13 protein-coding genes are annotated in these 18085 nt (G+C 70.4%); 4 read left to right on the top strand and 9 right to left on the bottom strand.

Annotation, left to right across the window (positions count from 1 at the left end; genetic code table 11):
• Positions 1–260 precede the first annotated feature (260 nt).
• From SLW56_RS03615 to SLW56_RS03605, 3 genes are all read right to left on the bottom strand, one after another.
• Entirely contained in the window at positions 261–1418 is a 1158-nt protein-coding gene (locus tag SLW56_RS03615) for a glycerophosphodiester phosphodiesterase family protein (RefSeq protein WP_017911121.1), read from the bottom strand.
• Positions 1419–1627: 209 nt separating this feature from the next.
• On the bottom strand, positions 1628–2524 hold the full coding sequence (locus tag SLW56_RS03610; RefSeq protein ID WP_320694357.1) for a glycerophosphodiester phosphodiesterase family protein: 897 nt from the start codon (positions 2522–2524) through the stop codon (positions 1628–1630).
• A 23-nt stretch (positions 2525–2547) separates the two neighbouring features.
• Positions 2548–5046 carry a TonB-dependent receptor gene (locus tag SLW56_RS03605; RefSeq protein ID WP_320694356.1) on the bottom strand — a complete coding sequence of 833 codons (2499 nt, stop codon included), beginning with the start codon at positions 5044–5046 and terminating at the stop codon, positions 2548–2550.
• 113 nt (positions 5047–5159) lie between these two features.
• On the opposite strand from SLW56_RS03605, the gene SLW56_RS03600 reads away from it, so the two are divergent.
• Entirely contained in the window at positions 5160–6281 is a 1122-nt protein-coding gene (locus SLW56_RS03600) for an ROK family protein (protein WP_320694355.1), read from the top strand.
• A 101-nt stretch (positions 6282–6382) separates the two neighbouring features.
• Here SLW56_RS03600 and SLW56_RS03595 read toward each other — a convergent pair whose 3' ends face one another.
• Positions 6383–7747 (bottom strand): MFS transporter, encoded by a 1365-nt coding sequence (locus tag SLW56_RS03595; RefSeq protein WP_320694354.1) that lies wholly within the window; start codon positions 7745–7747, stop codon positions 6383–6385.
• A 140-nt stretch (positions 7748–7887) separates the two neighbouring features.
• Here SLW56_RS03595 and SLW56_RS03590 point away from each other — a divergent pair, with 140 nt between their 5' ends.
• Positions 7888–8223, top strand: coding sequence for a Rap1a/Tai family immunity protein (locus SLW56_RS03590; RefSeq protein WP_267104414.1), 336 nt, complete (start codon positions 7888–7890; stop codon positions 8221–8223).
• Positions 8224–8393: 170 nt separating this feature from the next.
• On the opposite strand, the gene SLW56_RS03585 is transcribed toward SLW56_RS03590, so the two are convergent.
• From SLW56_RS03585 to SLW56_RS03565, 5 genes are all read right to left on the bottom strand, one after another.
• Complete coding sequence (locus tag SLW56_RS03585) at positions 8394–10442, bottom strand: NADPH-dependent 2,4-dienoyl-CoA reductase (RefSeq protein WP_320694353.1); 2049 nt, start codon at positions 10440–10442, stop codon at positions 8394–8396.
• A gap of 525 nt (positions 10443–10967) precedes the next feature.
• Positions 10968–11990 (bottom strand): zinc-binding alcohol dehydrogenase family protein, encoded by a 1023-nt coding sequence (locus SLW56_RS03580; RefSeq protein ID WP_295961849.1) that lies wholly within the window; start codon positions 11988–11990, stop codon positions 10968–10970.
• A gap of 42 nt (positions 11991–12032) precedes the next feature.
• Positions 12033–13067 carry an aldo/keto reductase gene (locus SLW56_RS03575; protein WP_267107709.1) on the bottom strand — a complete coding sequence of 345 codons (1035 nt, stop codon included), beginning with the start codon at positions 13065–13067 and terminating at the stop codon, positions 12033–12035.
• A gap of 45 nt (positions 13068–13112) precedes the next feature.
• Positions 13113–14408 (bottom strand): SGNH/GDSL hydrolase family protein, encoded by a 1296-nt coding sequence (locus SLW56_RS03570; protein WP_295961846.1) that lies wholly within the window; start codon positions 14406–14408, stop codon positions 13113–13115.
• Positions 14405–15655 (bottom strand): MFS transporter, encoded by a 1251-nt coding sequence (locus SLW56_RS03565; RefSeq protein ID WP_267100323.1) that lies wholly within the window; start codon positions 15653–15655, stop codon positions 14405–14407. The genes SLW56_RS03570 and SLW56_RS03565 overlap by 4 nt, the downstream gene beginning before the upstream one ends.
• Positions 15656–15754: 99 nt before the next feature.
• Here SLW56_RS03565 and SLW56_RS03560 point away from each other — a divergent pair, with 99 nt between their 5' ends.
• Positions 15755–16666: a LysR family transcriptional regulator gene (locus SLW56_RS03560; RefSeq protein WP_017914119.1), complete on the top strand. Its 912-nt coding sequence runs from the start codon at positions 15755–15757 to the stop codon at positions 16664–16666.
• A gap of 277 nt (positions 16667–16943) precedes the next feature.
• A complete protein-coding gene (locus SLW56_RS03555) occupies positions 16944–18041 on the top strand; it encodes an OmpA family protein (protein ID WP_160966123.1) in 1098 nt (365 codons plus the stop codon).
• Positions 18042–18085 lie beyond the last annotated feature (44 nt).

The raw sequence follows: 18085 nt of genomic DNA, 5'->3' as shown, positions 1-18085 counted from the left end.
GGACGGCGGCGTCTGCGCACTGGCCGGGCCGGCATGCGGGTGTGTTGCGAGGGAAGCTGGCGCTGTGGGTTGCGCGCCGTGGGCGGTGGCCGCGCGTTGCAGCAGCGGCACACAGGCGCCGGCGACCAGCAGCGCGAGAAGCAGATGGCGGGGACGTGGGGCGGAACGCATGCGAACTCCTGAAGGCGGGCGACGGACTGCACGGCGCATGGGCGCCGTGCAGGACCGGGGAGCGCACTCCCCGGGCGACCATCCAGTGGTCAGTTGTAGCGCGCGGTGTTGCGCGGCACGTTGGCGCGAATCACCCCGAGCGGATCGTCGGTGATGATGCTGGTGAAGCCGGCTGTGACCTGCGCGCGGAAGTCCGGACGGTCGTCGGCGGTCTCGTTGCCGAAGTACTTGGTACGGGTCAGGTAGTCGTCGAGCGAGGCACAGCAGGTGCCGTTGCTGCGCACGTAGTGCTGGCCGTCATGGCTGCTGAGGCGGTACTCGGGCACCGGCGAGAACGCGCCGATCGCGCGTTTCTGCGCCTGGTTCTCGGCCAGCAGTTCGGCGGTCGGGTCGCCGCGGCGGGGCTGCTTGTTGCCGATTTCCAGCCAGGCGAAGCCGTTTTGGCGACGCGCCTCGTTGATCCAGGCGTTGACCCGGCACGCCGGCGTGTCGCCGCGCCCCGAGCCGCACTCGCCGACGTAGCCGCCATCGGCCAGCCTGTCCATGTCGCCAGCGTAGATGGTCGGCGCGAATGGCACACCCTTGGTGAAGCGGGTGATCTCGCTGGGCGTCTTCGGCAGCAGCGAGGCGCTGAATTTCAGCACCACCTGGTTCTCCATGCGGAACGCATGGACCTGGTCGGCCGCGCGCGAGACTGCATCCAGGTTCTTCAGATCAAGCACCACCACCATGTGGTTGGCGTAGGTCACCACGGTGTTCAGCGCCTTGGCCAGCGAGGTCGGATTGTCGTTGGTCTTGGCGAAGTTCTTGTCGCGCAGGAACGAGTTGACCAGATCATGACTGGTCAGGGTGCTGATGTCCGGATTCCAGCCCTTCGGATTGGTCGCCGGCTGGAAGATATAGAAGCCGGGTTCGTGATACACCACGCGACCGGCGTTCTGGTCGTGGAACAGCCAAAGGATGCCGTCGGAGGCCTGCTTGACATCGAGTTCGATCGCTTCGATGTTGTTGTTGTAAGTGCTGAGGATCGAGCAGGTGGAGTTTTCCGCGCAGCCGTTGCCGACCAGCCCGCGATGCGAGATCACCACGACGTCGGCGTGATTCCCCTGGTAGGGATTCTTCATCACGTTGAGGATATGTTGCGGGTTCCAGTTGCTGGCGGCCGACGCCATGCCGGACAGCGTGGCCAGCGACGCGCAGGCCAGCGCCAGGGCGAGAACCTTGGCGGGTTTCTTGGGCAGTTTCATGTGCTCTCTTCCGTTCGGGGTTGATGGAATGAAGTGAAGCAGCGCAGCGCGCGGCAACCGCCGCGCCCATGGGCGCGGTTGTCTGCAGCGCAATGCTCGAAGCGACGGGCATCGTCCTGGCGTTGCACGCCACCCGTCTGAAACTGGACTCCTGGCGACACCGCGCGTGGGCCACCGCGTGATGTCGCCGGGATTTGGACCGAGGCCCGCTACCGGGGCGTGTCCGCGCCGTGCAGGTAGCGTTGCAATGCCAACGGCTCGTCGGTTTGGATCATGCTGACGCCGTGCTTGCGCAGCCCGCCCCAGACCGCAGCCGGATCGCGCAGCGCGCGCTGGTCGGTGTAGTGCGCCGACAGCCGCATCGGTTTGCCGCTGGCGATGTCGTTGGTCATGGTGTTGACGAACAGCCGCGCGTGCGGCGCCAGTTCGCGTTGCGCAATGTCCAGCACCACCGGGTCGTCGAACATCAGCTGCACCACCGCCGGCTGCAAGCTGGCGGCGCGGCGCAGGGCCTGCTCGGGCGGCAGCGTCGATTCACGCTGCAGGTACAGCGCCTGCACCGCGATGTCGGCCTTGCGCGCGCGCTGCAGCACCGCAGCGGGCGCGTCCAGCGGCACGTTGAGCAGCACGTCGCGCTGCGCGCCGGCGGCCTCCACCACGTCGATCACCTGGTCCAGCGCCGCGGCCTTGACGTCCAGGTTCACCAGGACCTTGCCGCGCGCCATGGCCAACGCCTGCGCCAGCGTCGGCGGATGCCGCGCGGTGAGCGTGCTGTCGCGGCCGCCACCCCGGCTGCGCACGCGCAAGGCGGCGATCTGCACCGCGTCCAGATCGGCCACCGCGCCGTGCCCATCGGTGGTGCGGTCCACCGTCTCGTCGTGCATCAGCACCAGCGCGCCGTCGCGGGTGGTGCGCACGTCGATCTCGACCATGTCCACGCCGCGCGCGATGCACGCGGCGATGCCGTCCAGCGTGTTCTCCGAGGCGAACGTCCAGCAGGCGCGGTGCGACACCACCAGCGCCGGCCCATGCGGGTCGCGTAGCTGGTCGGGCAGGCTCGGCGTTGCCGCCATGGCCAGGACCGGCATCGACAGCACGGCGCTCATCAGCAGTCTCCGGCAGCGCATGCTCACCATCTCCAGGTCAGCGACGCGTTGTAGTTGCGGCCGAAGATCGGCCGCGCGTAGATCGCGTCGGCGGTGCCCTGGCCGGACAGCGTGTCCACGCGCGCATTGCCTTCGGTCAGGCCGAGCGCGTTGCCGACGTTGGCGGCGTGCAGCTGCAGTTCCAGGTGGTCGGTCAGCCGCGCGAACAGGCTCAGGTCGTAGGTGGTGTAGGCGGGCAGGGCGGTGGCGTTGGTGTAGTCCACATAGCGCTGGCCCATGCGATAGGCGGTGGCCGACAGTTCCAGCGGCCGGCCGTCGATGTCGAAGTACAGGGTCGGGCTGATCGACGCCATGAACTTCGGGATGCGCGAGATCTGCTTGCCGTCCAGGTTGCCGTAGCTGAGGCCGGTGGTCGCGTTGCTCAGGCCGCGCGTCTGCGGATCCTGCAGCGTGGCCGAACCGGTGATGCCGAACAGCGGCGACGGCCGCCAGGTGAACTCCGATTCCAGGCCCAGGGTGCGCGTCTTGCCGACCAGCGCCAGGCTCTGCACCGCACCGCTGCCGTCGAGCACGATGGCGCTGATCGACAGATCGTTGAAGCGGCTCCAGAAGCCGACCGTGGAGAACGAGAAGCTGTCGCCGAAGCTGCCGCGCAGGCCGGCCTCGGCCTGGTCGATATCGGTGACGTCGGCGTTCTGGGTCTGGTAGACGTTCTGCAGCCGCGGCAGGCGCTGCGACTGGGTGTAGCGGGCGAAGGTCTGCAGCTGCGGGGTCAGCGCGAACTCGGCGCCGAGCGTCCACTGGGTGGCATGGCGATGATCGGTGCGCGGGCTGAACGCGCCGCTGAGGCCGCCGACGTTGTCGTCGGCCAGCGTGGTCGGATCGCCGAGATTGCGCGTGGTGTTGGCGTAGACGCCGCCGTTGGCGTTGTAGCGGGTGTAGCGCACGCCGGCATCCAGGCCGAGGCGGCCGAAGCGCACCGAATCCCACAGGTACGGCGACAGGTAGGTGCCGTTGGCGAAGCCGCGGGTGACGCCATTGCCGTAGCGCACGAAGCCGTTCTGGGTGACCGAACCGACCACGTTGCCGGCGGCGTCGTAGGCCAGCACGTCCAGGCGCTGCGCGTTGTTCTGCAGCGTGGTCAGCACGGTGTTCTGCAACCGGTCCTGGCGGTATTCGAAGTGCTGCACGTTGAGGCCGGCGGTGAGCGTGTGCTGGCCCAGCGCGGTGTCGTCGAACGCCTTGCTCAGGCGCAGGTCGTCGGACAGCGTGCGCAGATGCGTGCGCGCATTCCACAGGCCGCTCTCCAGCACCAGGCCGTCGGCCGCGGCTGGATCGTAGGCGGCGCCGTTGCGGCTGGCGACGTAGCCGACCCGCGCCACCCGCGTGCCGAAGCCGCTGCGCGCACGGCCGAGTTGCGTGTTGAGGTAGGTGCCGGCGTCGTAGGGTGCGGCGCCGGAGAACAGCGCGGTGTAGTCCACCTCCGCATCGACGAAGCGCATGCGGTTGTTGAGGGTCAGGCCGTCGCCCAGATCCCACTCCAGGTGCGTGCCGAGTTGCTTGACCTTGCTGTGGATGCCGTCGGCCAGGTCCAGGTTGCGCGCCAGCGGTGTAGTGCCGTCGAAGGTCAGGGCCGTGGTGTGGCGCAGGTCGTTGGACAGCAGGGTGCCGTCCAGCGGGTCGATCAGCGCCGACAGCGATTGCGACGGGTTGCGCGGGTCGGCCAGCGGGATCGGGTTGTAGAAGGCGGTACGGTCGTTGAGGTACTTGGCGTCGACGTCGAGGATCGCATCGCCCATCAGGAAGGTCAGGTTGCCGCGCAGCTGGCCACCCTGGTCGGCGGTGTAGCCGGTGCGACGCAGGCCGTCGTCGCTGCGGTGGTAGCCGCCGATGCTGTACAGCACGTTCTCGCTGAGCGGGCCGGCGCTGTAGGCGTCCTCGCGGCGCAGGCCGTCGCTGCCCACGCTCATGCGCACCGCGCCTTCGGGCGTGGCGGTGCCGTGGCGGGTGATGGCGTTGACCGTGCCGCCCGGCGCATTGGTCGCGAACAGCGGCGAGGTACCGCCGCGCACCACTTCCAGGCGCTCGGTCATCATGTCCAGCGCGAACAGGGTATCGACGTTGAAGAAGCTTTCCTGCGGCTCGTCGAACAGGGTCAGGCCGTCTTCCTGGTACTGCACGTAGTACCAGCCGCCGGCCGGCAGGCCGCGCACGTAGAGATTCTGGCCGCCGCCCTGGCCGCCGGAGGGTTCGGCGGAGAAGCCGGGGACCGCCCGCAGCATGTCCACGCTGCTGCTCGGGGTGCTCCGCTCCAGGCGTTCCTTGGACACCACGCTGATCGCGAAGGGGGCGTCCTTCTGCGACTGGCCCTGCGGCGTGCCGGTGACCACCATCTGGTCCAGCGTGGTGGTGGCGTCTGCCGGGGGCGCTGGCGCGTCCTCAGCATGGACGGTCGCGGCGCTGCCGAGGATGGACGCGAGCGCCAGGGCCAGCAGGCTCGGGTGCGGATGAACGGTACGCATGAAGACCCCCAGTAAAAGAATGTTGGATTAATACTATTTGTCATGTATGAAAATTGGATGTCCACGTGCTAGGTTGTTGCGGTTCGTGCATCCATCACGCTTTGCGTCCGCCTATGCCGCATCCCGATTTCCCGCCGCGCGTCAGTGCCGGCGGCCGCCAATTGCTCGACCGTGTGTTCAAGACCGGGGTGCAGACCCAGGCGGCGCTGAGCCGCGACCTGGCTCTGTCGCAGCCCACCGTGGCGCGCCTGCTGCAGGGCTTCGTGCAGGACCGCATGGTCCAGCTCAGCGCCCGTGCCGCCGAGGGTCGCGGCAACCCCAGCGTCGATGTGCGGCTGGCGCCGGATTACGCCTACGCCTTCGGCATCGGCCTGATGGGCGACGTGGTGGCGCTGGCGCTGGTGGATTTCGCCGGCACCGTGCGCGGCCAGCGCCGCGTGGGCCTGGCCGACATGCGCCGTGCACCGGTGCTGGCGCAATTGCAGCGATTCCGTGCGGAGCTGCTGGCCGAGACCGGAGTGGACCCGGCGCGGGTGGTCGGCATGGGCATGGCGATTTCGGCGTTCTTCACCGGGCAGGGCCGGCAGATGGCCGGGCCGCCGGCGCTGGAGGACTGGACCCAGGTGGACCTGGTGCCGATTCTGGAAGAAGCCCTGGGCTGCGCGGTCACCATCGAGAACGATGGCGCGGCGGCGGCGGTCGCCGAGAGTCTGTACGGGGTCGGCCGCGACTGCCGCGACTTCGTCTACCTGCACCTGACCAACGGCTTCGGCGGCGGCATCATCGCCGATGGCCGGCTGTTCCGCGGCCACCGCGGCAATGCCGGCGAGTTCGGCGGCATCTGGACCGTCGGCGGCATGGCCTATCCGAACCTGGACGCGCTGCTGTCGCTGGTGCGGGCCGCCGGCCAGGACTACGCCGGAGTCGAGCAGATGCTCGGCGCGATCGACGCGCACACCCCGGGCGTGGACGCCTGGCTGGACATGGCCGAGGCACCGTTCTCGCAGTTGTGCGCGTATCTGGCCTATGCGCTGGATCCGCAGGCGATCGTGATCGGCGGGCGCCTGCCGGCCGCGATCGGCGCACGCCTGATCGAGCGCCTCCGCATCCCGCGCGCACCCAACCGGCACGGCCTGGCGCCGCCGCTGCCGCAACTGTGCATCGCCCGCACCGTCGGCGACGCGGTGACCCTGGGCGCGGCGTTGATGCCGCTGCAGCGGGCGTTTTTCGCCTGAGACATGCAGCGGCGGGCGCAGTGCGTCGCGCCGCGGTGCAGGTGTTGCTTGCCAGACGGCTAGCCCGCGTTGTATCGCGGTGGCGTCGACCGTGCGCCGCCTCAGCCGCTGCTCGCGTTCGCCGCCAGGCCGGCACCGATCGGATGCGATCGCCGGCGTCCCGTCAACAGCGCCAGCAGCAGGCATAGCGCCCCGCACAGCAGCGGGCCGGCCGCCATCGCCCAGCACAGCAGCAGGCAGTGCCCGTCGCGGTAGTCCAGCGCATCCAGCAGCACGCCGATCAGCACCACCCCGGCGGCCAGCGCGACCTGTGCGGCGGCGGTCAGTGCGGCGAAGCACAGCGCATGCTCGGCGACCGCCCGGGTCGCGGTGCACTGCGCGTGCCAGGCCCATACCAGTTGCCCGCCGCTGCCGCCGATGGCGCCGATGCAGGCGGCCGCGGCCAGGCTCAGCAGTGGCTGCGCCGGCAACGCCAGGGCGAACAGCGGCGCGCACAGCAACAGGGCGCTGCCGAGCCAGGCCAGCCGTTGTGTCGGCGTGCGCTGTCGGCCCCAGCGCGCGGCCAGCGGCTGCACCAGCACCGTGCCGAGCGCATAGGCGATCAGGACCGCGCTGCCCCAGCCGGGCGAGAGCAGACCGTAGGCAGCCACGTACGGGGCGAGCTTGGTGAACGCGGGCAGGGTCAGCGAGACCGCTGCGATCAGTGCCAGCGGCTGCCAGGGAATCGCGCGCCACGAGGGCGCTCGGTCGATCGCGATCACGGCCGTGGCGTCGGCCGGGGCCGGGTGCGCAGTGGCGTGATGGCGCAGCACCCGCTGCAACTGCCAGGCGCACAGCATCGCCACCGCCGCCAGCACCGCGCTGGCCTGCAGCGCCAGGCTGCCGCCATCGGTCCCGCGCGCCAGCACCGCACCGACCACACTGCTGATCAGCAGCGCCGCCGCGCCGCTGCCGGCCAGGCGCAGCGCGCTGGCGCCGTCGTGGCCGCGCCAGGGCCACTGCGCCAGGCTCAGCAAGGTGTTCTGGGCCACGTCGCAGGCGGCGTAGGCCAGCCGGAACAGCAGGCTCACCGCCAGCACATAGCCCGGCCGCCACGGCGGCGGCAGCAAGGGTGCGGCGAACACCAGCAGCAGCGCCAGCGCCGCGGCGGCCAGACCGTGCCATTGCAGGCGCCCGGCGCTGCGCACGTCGCGCAGGCGCCGGCGCAGGCCCCAGCCGGCGCCGAGGCCGATCGCGGCGCTGAGCAGCAGGCCCAGCGCCAGCACCAGCCCGGCCGTGATCGCGCGCAGGCCGGCATGTTCGGTCATCGAGTAGATCAGCAGCAGTTCGCCGGCGTACCACAGCAGGCTCTTGCCGAAATGCGCGCCGGCATACGCCGCCAGCGCCGTTTGCGGCAGGCGGGGCAGGGCGGGCAGGGGCGAGGCGGGCGGCATGCCCAGGCTTATAGCCGCGCGATGCGACAGCACCAAGTCCGCCGCGCCGGCTTGCTAGGATCGAAGGCGCTGGTCCCCGTCGTTCGAGGAGTTCGCCGATGTCGCTGTCATGGTCATGGCCCCGGTTGCTGTGCCTGTGTCTTGCCGCCTTCGCTGCGCCTGCCGTCGCGTCCGTGGCCGCGCGCCCGCAGGCGGTGTATCAGCTGTCCGCCGCCGACCTGTTGCGTCTGCTGCGCGGCGATGCGCAGGCCGCGGCGACGCCGCTCGCCGGCAGCGCCGAGCAACGCCGCGCGCAGGCCGGCGCGCTGGCGCGGCTGTACATCGCCGGCGTCGCCGACGCCAGCGAAGGCAGACAGTGGTGCGCCGGCGCGCAGGGCGTGCTGACGCACGAACTGGTCGATCGCGTGTTCACCGCGCTCGCCGCGCTGCCGCCGGCGCAGTTGCGGCAGCGCGCCGCGGTTCCGGTGGAGCAGGCGCTGCACGACGCGTTCCCCTGCGCGGCGCGTTGAGCGTCACAGGCCCGTCGGTGGCGGGCGCCGGGCGTGACTGCTGCGGGCGACCTGGGCTTGCGCGTGCCGGGATCGAGAGCGATCGCCGACTGTGCCCGACAGAGCGCCGCGTGCCTCGACACGACGCTGCCCGCGATGGTCGCCGATGGCCGACCAGGTCAGCGCACGCCCTACAACTGCGCCGCCAGCCGGCTGCCCTGGGCGATGGCGCGCTTGGCGTCCAGTTCCGCGGCGATATCGGCACCGCCGATCAGGTGCGCGCTGCGGCCGGCGGCCTGCAGCGCCGCCTGCAGGTCGCGCCGCGGTTCCTGGCCGGCGCAGACCACCACCGTGCCCACCGGCAACAGTTGCTCGGCGCCGTCCACGCGGATGCGCAGGCCGCTGTCGTCCACGCCCAGGTATTCGACGCCGCCGAGCATGGTCACGCCCTTGGCCTTGAGCGTGGCGCGATGGATCCAGCCGGTGGTCTTGCCCAGCCGCGCGCCGGGCCGGCCCGGGCTGCGCTGCAGCAGCCACACGCTGCGCGCCGGCGGCTCCGGGCGTGGCTTGCACAGCGCGCCACGGCCTTCGAATTGCGGGTCCACGCCCCACTCGGCCATCCAGCGCGCCGGGTCCAGCGCGGTCGACTCGCCGGCGTGCACCAGGAACTCGCCGACATCGAAGCCGATGCCGCCGGCGCCGATGATCGCGACCTTGTCCGCGGCCTGTACCCGGCCCTGCAGCACGTCCAGATAGCTGACCACACTGGGATGATCGGCGCCGGGGAAATCCACCGTGCGCGGCACGATGCCGGTGGCCAGCACCACCTCGTCGAAGTCGGCCAGCAGGGCCGCATCGGCGGTGGTGTGCAGGCGCAGTTCCACGCCGGTGGCGTCGAGCTGGTGGCGGAAGTAGCGCAGCGTCTCGTGGAATTCCTCCTTGCCGGGAATCCGCTTGGCCACGTTGAACTGGCCGCCGATCTCGCTGGCGCTGTCGAACAGGGTGACGCGGTGGCCGCGCTGTGCGGCCACGGTCGCGCAGGCCAGGCCTGCAGGGCCTGCGCCGACCACGGCGATGCGCTTGGGCGCGCGGGTCGGCAGGTAGTTCAGTTCGGTCTCGGCGGCCGCGCGAGGATTGACCAGGCAACTGGCGGTCTTGTTCTCGAACACGTGGTCCAGGCAGGCCTGGTTGCAGGCGATGCAGGTGTTGATCGCCTGCGCCTGGCCGCGCTGCGCCTTGTTCGCCCATTCCGGGTCGGCCAGCAGCGGCCGCGCCAGCGACACCATGTCGGCGCCGCCGCCGGCCAGGATGCGCTCGGCCACGTCGGGCATGTTGATGCGGTTGGTGGCGATCAGCGGCAGCCGCACGTGCGGCTTGAGCTTGGCGGTCACCGCCGCGAACGCCGCGCGCGGCACCGAGGTGGCGATGGTCGGCACGCGTGCTTCGTGCCAGCCGATGCCGGAGTTGATGAGGGTCGCGCCGGCGGCCTCGATCGCCTGCGCCTGCAGCACGATCTCCTGCCAGTCGCTGCCGTCCTCGACCAGGTCCACCAGCGACAGCCGGTAGACGATGATGAAGTCCGGTCCGCAGGCGGCGCGGATGCGGCGCACGATCTCCACCGCAAAGCGCATGCGCTTGGCCGCATCGCCGCCCCAGGCGTCGTTGCGGCGGTTGCTGCGCGGGGCGATGAACTCGTTGATCAGATAGCCTTCCGAGCCCATTACCTCGACGCCGTCGTAGCCGGCCTCGCGCGCCAGCCTGGCGGCGTGCGCGTAGGCATCGATCTGGCGTTCGACGCCGCGCGCCGACAGTGCGCGCGGGGTGAACGGGTTGATCGGCGCCTTGAGCTTCGACGGTGCCACCGACAGGGGGTGGTAGGCGTAGCGCCCGGCGTGCAGCAGTTGCAGGCAGATCTTGGCGCCATGCGCGTGCACCGCGGCGGTCACCTGCCGGTGCGGGCGCACTTCCCATGGCCAGGACAGCTTGCCGCCAAACGGTTTCAGCCAGCCGACCACGTTCGGTGCGAAGCCGCCGGTGACGATCAGGCCGACGCCGCCGGCGGCGCGCTCGGCGAAGTACGCGGCCAGTTTGGGGAAGTCGCGGGCGCGGTCTTCCAGGCCGGTGTGCATGGAGCCCATCAGGATGCGGTTGCGCAGTTGGGTGAAGCCCAGGTCCAGCGGGGCGAACAGGTGCGGGTAGGCGGCGGGGGCGGGGACGGGCTGGCCGGGGGCGGGCGACATGGCGTGGATACGCAGGCGTACGGAAGGGCGCAGGGTGCCGTGAAACCGGGCTGGCGGCAAGAGGGGCGTTGCTTTTACGTAGACCTAAACGTTGCCTTGGTCCTGGTGCTTGGACTTCTGAAGCTTGGAGCTAAGAGCTTCGAAGCAAGAGCAACAGCTTCCGCTGACGCGGGTTACTTTTCTTTGCTTGTGCAAAGAAAAGTAACCAAAAGAAGCGCTTCACCACAGCCGAAGGCTGGTCAAGCACACCCCGCAGCGCGCCCTCCGCGCTGCGCGCTCCGGGTTCGCAGCCACGACGGGGATTCGCGGAAGGGGCATCCTGCCCCCGCCGCGAACGGCGCACATCCATGTGCGCCGCCCTTCGGGTTTTTCCCCGCCGCGTCTGCCGCGCTGAGGGGACCCGGTAGATCAAAAGCACAGCAAAAGCACAGCAAAAGCACAGCAAAAGCACAGCAACAGCACCAACGGGAGCGGTTACGGTCGGCGGGGCGGTCGCGCCAATGTTTCGATCGCTGCGCCGCCTGCTCAGCCCCAGCCGACCAGCGCCAGTTTGCCGATGGTGCTGCCCGACTCCAGGCGCCGGTGCGCCTCGCGCAGGGTGGTGGCGTTGATCGGGGTCAGGGTCTCGGTCAGGGTGGTGCGCAGTTCGCCTGCGTCCACCAGGCTGGCGGTGCGTGCCAGGATGCGGTGCTGTTCGATCATGTCGTCGGTGCGGAACCGGGCGCGTGCGAACATCATTTCCCAGTGGATGCCGATGCACTTGGCCTTGTACGGGTCGCCGATGTGCAGCGGACCGCTCGGTTCGACGATCAGGCCGACGTGGCCCTGCGGCGCCAGCAGCTCGCCCAGCGCCTGCCAGTAGCGGTCGGTGTCGGCCAGGTTCAACGCGGCGTCCACTTGGTCGATGCCCAGTGCCTGCAGCTGCGGCGCCAGCTCCTGGCGATGGTCGATCACGTGGTGCGCGCCGAGTTGCAGGCACCAGTCGCGGGTCTGCGGCCGCGAGGCGGTGGCGATCACCTCGAAGCCGGCATGCCGCGCCAATTGGATCGCGATCGAGCCGACCCCGCCGGCGCCGCCGATCACCAGCAGGCGGCGGCCGCGGTTGTGTTCGTCGTCGAAGTCGAAGGGCATGCGCTGGAACAGCAGTTCCCAAGCGGTCAGGGTGGTCAGCGGCAGCGCCGCGGCCTGGGCGAAGTCCAGCGTGGCCGGCTTGCGCGCGACGATGCGCGCATCCACCAGTTGGTATTGCGCGTTGCTGCCGGCGCGGGTGATGTCGCCGGCGTAGTAGACCTCGTCGCCCGGCTCGAAGCCGTCGACCTCGGGTCCGACCCCCTCGACCACGCCGGCGGCGTCGTAGCCCAGCACCTTGGGCTGGCCGTCGCTCGCGCCCTTGGCGCGAACCTTGGTGTCCACCGGATTGACCGACACCGCCTCCACCCGCACCAGCAGGTCGTGGCCGGCGGGCGCGGGCGGCGTCGGAAGGTCGAGGTCGTGCAGCGACTGCGGATCGTCGATCGGCAGGGGATGGAGGGTGGCGACCGCTTTCATGGAGGCTCCTGGACGTGAAGGAAAGGAGGGCACGGCCGCAGCTCAGACCGGCCGCGGGTTGCGCTCGGCGAAGCCGCGCTGGTGCCAGTACGGATACGCCGGTACCGCCGCGCTGGCCGCATCCAGCTGTTGCACGTGGGCGGGATCGAGGGTCCAGCCGACCGCCCCCAGATTCTGCCGCAACTGGTCTTCGGTCCGTGCGCCAATGATCACGCTGCTGACCGTCGGTCGCTGCAACAGCCAATTCAGTGCGATCTGCGGCACGCTGCGGCCGGTTTCGGCGGCGATGGCTTCCAGGGCGTCGATCACCCGGTACAGGCGCTCTTCCTCCACCGGCGGCCCGGCCTCGGTGACCGCCTTGTCGTGCAGGCGGCTGCTTTCCGGCAGCGGCTGGCCGCGGCGCAGCTTGCCGGTCAGCCGGCCCCAGCCCAGCGGGCTCCACACCAGCGCGCCCACGCCCTGGTCCAGGCCCAGCGGCATCAGTTCCTCCTCGTAGTCGCGCCCGATCAGCGAGTAATAGGCCTGGTGCGCGACATAGCGCGACCAGCCGTGGCGGTCGGCCACCGCCAGCGACTTCATCAAGTGCCAGCCGGAGAAGTTGGACACGCCCAGGTAGCGGATCTTGCCGGCACGCACCAGGTCGTCGAGCGTGGACAGGGTTTCCTCCACCGGCGTGTGCGCGTCGAAGCCGTGCAACTGGAACAGGTCGAGGTAGTCCGTGCCCAGGCGGATCAGCGCCGCTTCCACCGCGCGCACCAGGTGGAAGCGCGAGGAACCGACACTGTTGGCTGCGGCCCGGTCGAAGCGGAAGCCGGCCTTGGTCGAGAGCAGCACCTGGTCGCGGCGGCCCTTGATCGCCGCGCCCAGCACCGATTCGGCGGCGCCGCCGGAATAGACGTCGGCGCTGTCGAACAGGGTGACGCCGGCTTCCAGGCAGATGTCGATCAGGCGCCGGGCCTGATCCACGTCCGAATTGCCCCAGGTGGCGAAGAAGGGATCGGTGCCGGCGAAGGTGCCGGTGCCGAAGCTGAGCACGGGGACCTTGAAGCCGGACGCGCCGAGATGACGGTATTCCATGGAGAACTCCTGATAGCGAAGGGGGAAGTGAGGAGAGAGAAGGCGTCAGCGCGCCGCGGCGTCGGTGTCGACGGCGTCGGTCGCAGCGGAGGTGGAAGCGGCTGCGGTGGCGCCGAGCAACTGCGCGGCGGCCTCGGCCATGGCCGCGTAGCCGGCGTCGCCGGGATGCAGGTGATCGCCCGAGTCGAAATCCGCGCGCATCCGCGTGGGATGCGCGGGGTCGCGTAGCAGGGCGTCGAAATCCAGGATCGCGTCGAAGCCGTTGCCGGCGCGCAGCCAGGCATTGACCTGCTGGCGCACGGCTTCTTTCTGCGGGCTGTAGTAGCCGGGGATCGGCGAGTCCGGCAGCGCGCCCTCGAACGGGGTGAGGGTGGCGCCGATCACCCGCAGGCCGCGCGCCTGCGCGCGCTGCAGCACCTGCCGGTAGCCGGCGATCAGGTCCTCGGCCGGCACCGGCGCATCGTCCGGCGCGAACGGCGTGGCGTACCAACTGATGTCGTTGATGCCCATCAGCAGAATCACGGTGTGCACGCCGGGCTGCGCCAGCACGTCGCGGTCCAGCCGCGCCAGCGCGTTGCGGCCCATGCGGTCGCGCAGCACGCGCCCGCCGGAGATGCCCGCGTTGAGCACCGCCACCCGCTGCGCGGCCAGCCGCGTGGCCAACTGGTCCGGCCAGCGCCGGTCCTGCCCCGGCGTCGACGCGGCGCCGTCGGTGATCGAATCGCCCAGCGCCACCACCGCGCCGATGGCATCGGCACGGCGCACCTGGATGCCGCTGACGAACAGCCGCACCGGCAGCGCGCTGGCGCCGGCCAGCGTGGCGTCGGCGGTGCGCTCGCCCGCGGCCAGCCAGGCGCTTTGCAGGCCCTCCCAGTGGAAGGTGGACGGCGCGGTCGGCTGCGGCAGGTACAGGCTGATGCTGAGCCGGGCCAGGTCCGGCACGCTCAGCGCCACCGGGTCGCTGAGCACCGGCGCGCCCGGCGGCACGGTCACCTCGGTCTTGCCGCCGAAGCGCAGCGGCCGCTGCGAGCCGGGCAGGGTCGCGGCGCCGTCGCCGGCCAGGGCCAGCGAGGCGGCGCCGATGTGTAGCGGCGCATCGCCATAGGCGTTGCTCAGTTCCACCCGCACCTCGCTGCCGCCGAGGCTCACCCGCGCCACCTGGCGCACGGTCTGCCGCCACAGGCGGAACGGCGTCTGCGTCGGGAACGGGAAGTCCGCGGCCCACAGCGGTTGCGGGCTGGCCTGCCAGGTCGCGACCCACTCGCGCGACGCCGCGTCCCCAACGAGCGCCGCGCCCAGCAGCGCCGTCGCCAGCGCAGCCCGCGCCATCGGCCGGCTCATGCCGCACCGCCGGCGGCGCAACCCGCGCCGTGATTGGCGGCGGGTGTGGCGGTGGCCGGCGACAGCCGCAGCGCGCCCAGCGCCACCGCCAATCCGGCCAGGGTCAGCAGTGCCGCCACCCAGGGCAGTTGCGACAGGCTGCCGCCATGGCCGAGCACCAGGCCGCCCAGCCAGGCACCCAGCGCATTGCCCAGGTTGAACGCACCGATGTTCAGGCTTGAGGCCAGATGCCGGCCGGCCTCGCCGGCCTTGCCCAGCACCCACACCTGCAGGGGCGCCACCGTGGCGAACGCGGCCACGCCCAGCAGGCCGATGCCCAGCGTCATCGCCGGCGCCGACGGCAAGGCGAGGGGCAGTGCCGCCAGCACCACCGCCAGCACGCCCAGGCTCAGCGGCAGCGCCTGCTGCGGGCGGCGGTCGGCCAGACGTCCGCCGAGCACGTTGCCGACGATCATGCCCACGCCGAACACCAGCAGCAGCGGCGACACCGCACTCTCGGAAACTCCAGTGACCTGGGTCAGCAGCGGCTGCACATAGGTGTACACGGCGAACACGCCCGCATAGCCCAGCACCGTCGTCGCCAGGCCCAGCAGCACCGGGGCGCGGCCGACCGCGCGCAGTTCCTCGCGCAGCGGCACGGCCGCCGGTGCGGCACGATCGGCCGGCACCAGCGCGGCGATCACCACGGTGGCCAGCGCGCCGATCCCCGCCACCGCCCAGAACGTGGCGCGCCAGCCGTAATGCAGGCCCAGCCAGGCGCCGGCCGGCACTCCGAGCAGGGTGGCGACGGTGAGGCCGGTGAACATGGTCGAGATCGCCGAGGCCTTGCGCTGCGGGGGCACCAGGGTGGTGGCGACCACCGCGCCGACGCCGAAGAAGGTGCCGTGCGCCAGCGAGGTCACCACCCGCGCCGCCATCAGCGCCGCGTAGCTCGGCGCCAGCGCGCAGGCCAGGTTGCCGGCGGTGAACACCAGCATCAGCGCCAGCAGCACGCGCTTACGCGGCCAGCGCCGGCTGGCCACGGTCAGCAGCGGCGCGCCGAGGAACACGCCCAGCGCATAGCCGGAGATCAGCAGTCCGGCGGACGGAACGCTGACCCGCAGGTCGGCGGCGACCTGCAGCAGCAGGCCCATGATCACGAACTCGGTGGTGCCGATGCCGAAGGCGCCAGCGGTCAGCGCGAACAGCGCGATCGGCGTGCGCCCGGCAGCGGGCGGATGGGGAGGCGGGGCGAGCGAGGCGGCCATGCGGCGGCTCCGGAAGTGACGGGAGGACGGCAGCCTAGGCCTGCAGGTTCTCAGCAAAAACAGTAAAAATATTGAACGACTTTCAATGGAATCCACACAATGGACCGGATCGGCGATATCGCCCTGTTCCTGCGCGTGCTCGACCTCGGCTCGATCAGCGCCGCCGCGCGCAGCCTGGACCTGTCGGTGGCGGTGGCCAGCCAGCGGCTGCAGCGGCTGGAGCGCGCGCTCGGCGTGCGCCTGCTGCACCGGACCACGCGGCGCCTGCACCCGACCCCGGAAGGCCTGCAACTGGCCGAGCAGGGGCGGCCGCTGGTCGAGGACCTGGAATCGCTGGCCGGCGGCCTGCGCCAGGCCGGTGTCGTCGCCGCCGGCACCTTGCGGGTGACGATGTCGGCGGCATTCGGCCGCCTGTATGTGTCGCCGCTGCTGCCGCGCTTCATGGCGCTGCATCCGCAGGTGCGGCTGAGCGTGCACCTGAGCGACAACGTCGTGGACCTGGTCAGCGAAGGCTTCGACCTGGCGATCCGCATCGGCACCCTGCGCGACTCCAGCCTGGTCGCGCGGCGCCTGGCCGGCAATCGGCGCATGCTCTGCGCCTCGCCCGACTACCTGCGCCGCCACGGCACCCCGGCCACGCCGGCCGACCTGGCCGCGCACGCCTGCCTGCTGCTGACCGGCAGCGACGGCCGCCAGGACACCTGGCGGCTGCAGGGACCCGACGGCGAAATCGCCGTCCGCGTGGCCGGGCCGCTGGAGACCAACTTCGGCGAGGTGCTGCGCGATGCCGCGGTCAACGGCCAGGGCATCGCCCTGCATTCGGAATGGCACGTGGCCGAGGACCTGCGGCAGGGGCGGTTGCGTCAGGTGCTGGCCGATTACCCGCTGACCGAAACCGGCATCCACGCGGTGATGCCGCAGCGCCGGCTGGTGCCGCCGCGGGTGCGGGCCTTCGTCGAGTTCATGCAGGCCGAGTTGGCCGACCCGCCGCCATGGGCGCGGCCGCGGTGAGAACTGGGTCGCCCTGCTGGCCGTTGTCTACGACCGCAAACGGTCATCTCCGTGCCGCATTGCGGGATTTCATTAACCTGTATAGGGTGTATCCACGGCCTAGGAGGGGCTGGCGTTGACTTTCACATGTTACGTGCTCGTTAACGCCATCTTCACTATGCCGCGCATAATGTGCGCGGCGATGGCGTGCGGAAACGGCCGTCTGGATGTGACGAGACATCTGTACTGAACCATGCCTCTACCGGTTTCTATCTCCCCGAAACAAGGAGTTGTATTAATGAACAAGAAAATTCTCACCGCCGCGTTGCTGGGCGGTCTGGCCGTCGCCCAGGCAGCGTCCGCGCAGGAATTCGACGACCGCTGGTACCTGACCGGTTCGGCTGGTTTCAACTTCCAGGACAAGGACCGCACCACCAACGATGCGCCCTTCGTCACCCTGGGCCTGGGCAAGTTCATCAACCCGAACTGGTCGCTGGACGGTGAGCTGAACTATCAGAACCCGAACTTCGACAAGAACCAGGACCTGAACTGGAGCCAGTACGGCATCTCGTTCGACCTGCGTCGCCACTTCATCCAGGAAGGCCGCGGCTGGAACCCGTACCTGCTGTTCGGCCTGGGCTACCAGCGCTCGGAAGAAGAGTTCGACACCGGCGGTCCGGTCTCCCCGGGCCAGCGCAAGGACGGCAACTTTGCCGCCAAGGCCGGCGTCGGTCTGCAGACCACCTTCGACAAGCGCGTTGCCGTGCGTGCCGAAGTGGCCTACCGCGCTGACTTCGACGACCAGAGCGTTGCCGCTCCGTCGCAGAACTGGTTCGGCGACGTGCTGGCTTCGGTCGGCGTCGTGATCCCGCTGGGCCCGCCGCCGGCTGCCCCGGTCGCCCCGCCGCCGCCGCCGGCCGCTGCGCCGAGCTGCGCCGATCTGGACGACGACGGTGACGGCGTCAACAACTGCGACGACAAGTGCCCGAACTCCCAGCCTGGCCAGACCATCGGTCCGGACGGCTGCCCGGTGCCGGTGTCGATCGACCTGAAGGGCGTCAACTTCGACTTCAACAAGGCGAACCTGCGTCCGGACGCTGTGGCGATCCTGGGCGAGGCCACCGAGATCCTGAAGCGTTACCCCGACCTGCGCGTCGAGGTTGCCGGTCACACCGACTCGAAGGGTACCGAAGCCTACAACCAGAAGCTGTCCGAGCGCCGCGCCCGCGTCGTGTACGACTACCTGACCAAGAACGGCGTGGACGCTTCGCGTCTGGTCGGTCCGATCGGCTACGGCGAGAGCCGTCCGATTGCCCCGAACACCAACCCGGATGGTTCGGACAATCCGGAAGGCCGTGCGAAGAACCGTCGTACCGAGCTGAACGTCCAGAACTAATCGGACGCTTCCAGTCTCGAGCAAAGCCCGGCCTCGTGCCGGGC

Origin of the sequence: Xanthomonas sp. LF07-6 (assembly GCF_034105445.1) — a bacterium.
In the GTDB taxonomy this organism is placed as follows: Bacteria; Pseudomonadota; Gammaproteobacteria; order Xanthomonadales; family Xanthomonadaceae; genus Xanthomonas_A; species Xanthomonas_A sontii.
Note: the sequence above shows the minus strand (reverse complement) of the source record. Positions and strands in the feature narration are given on the sequence as shown.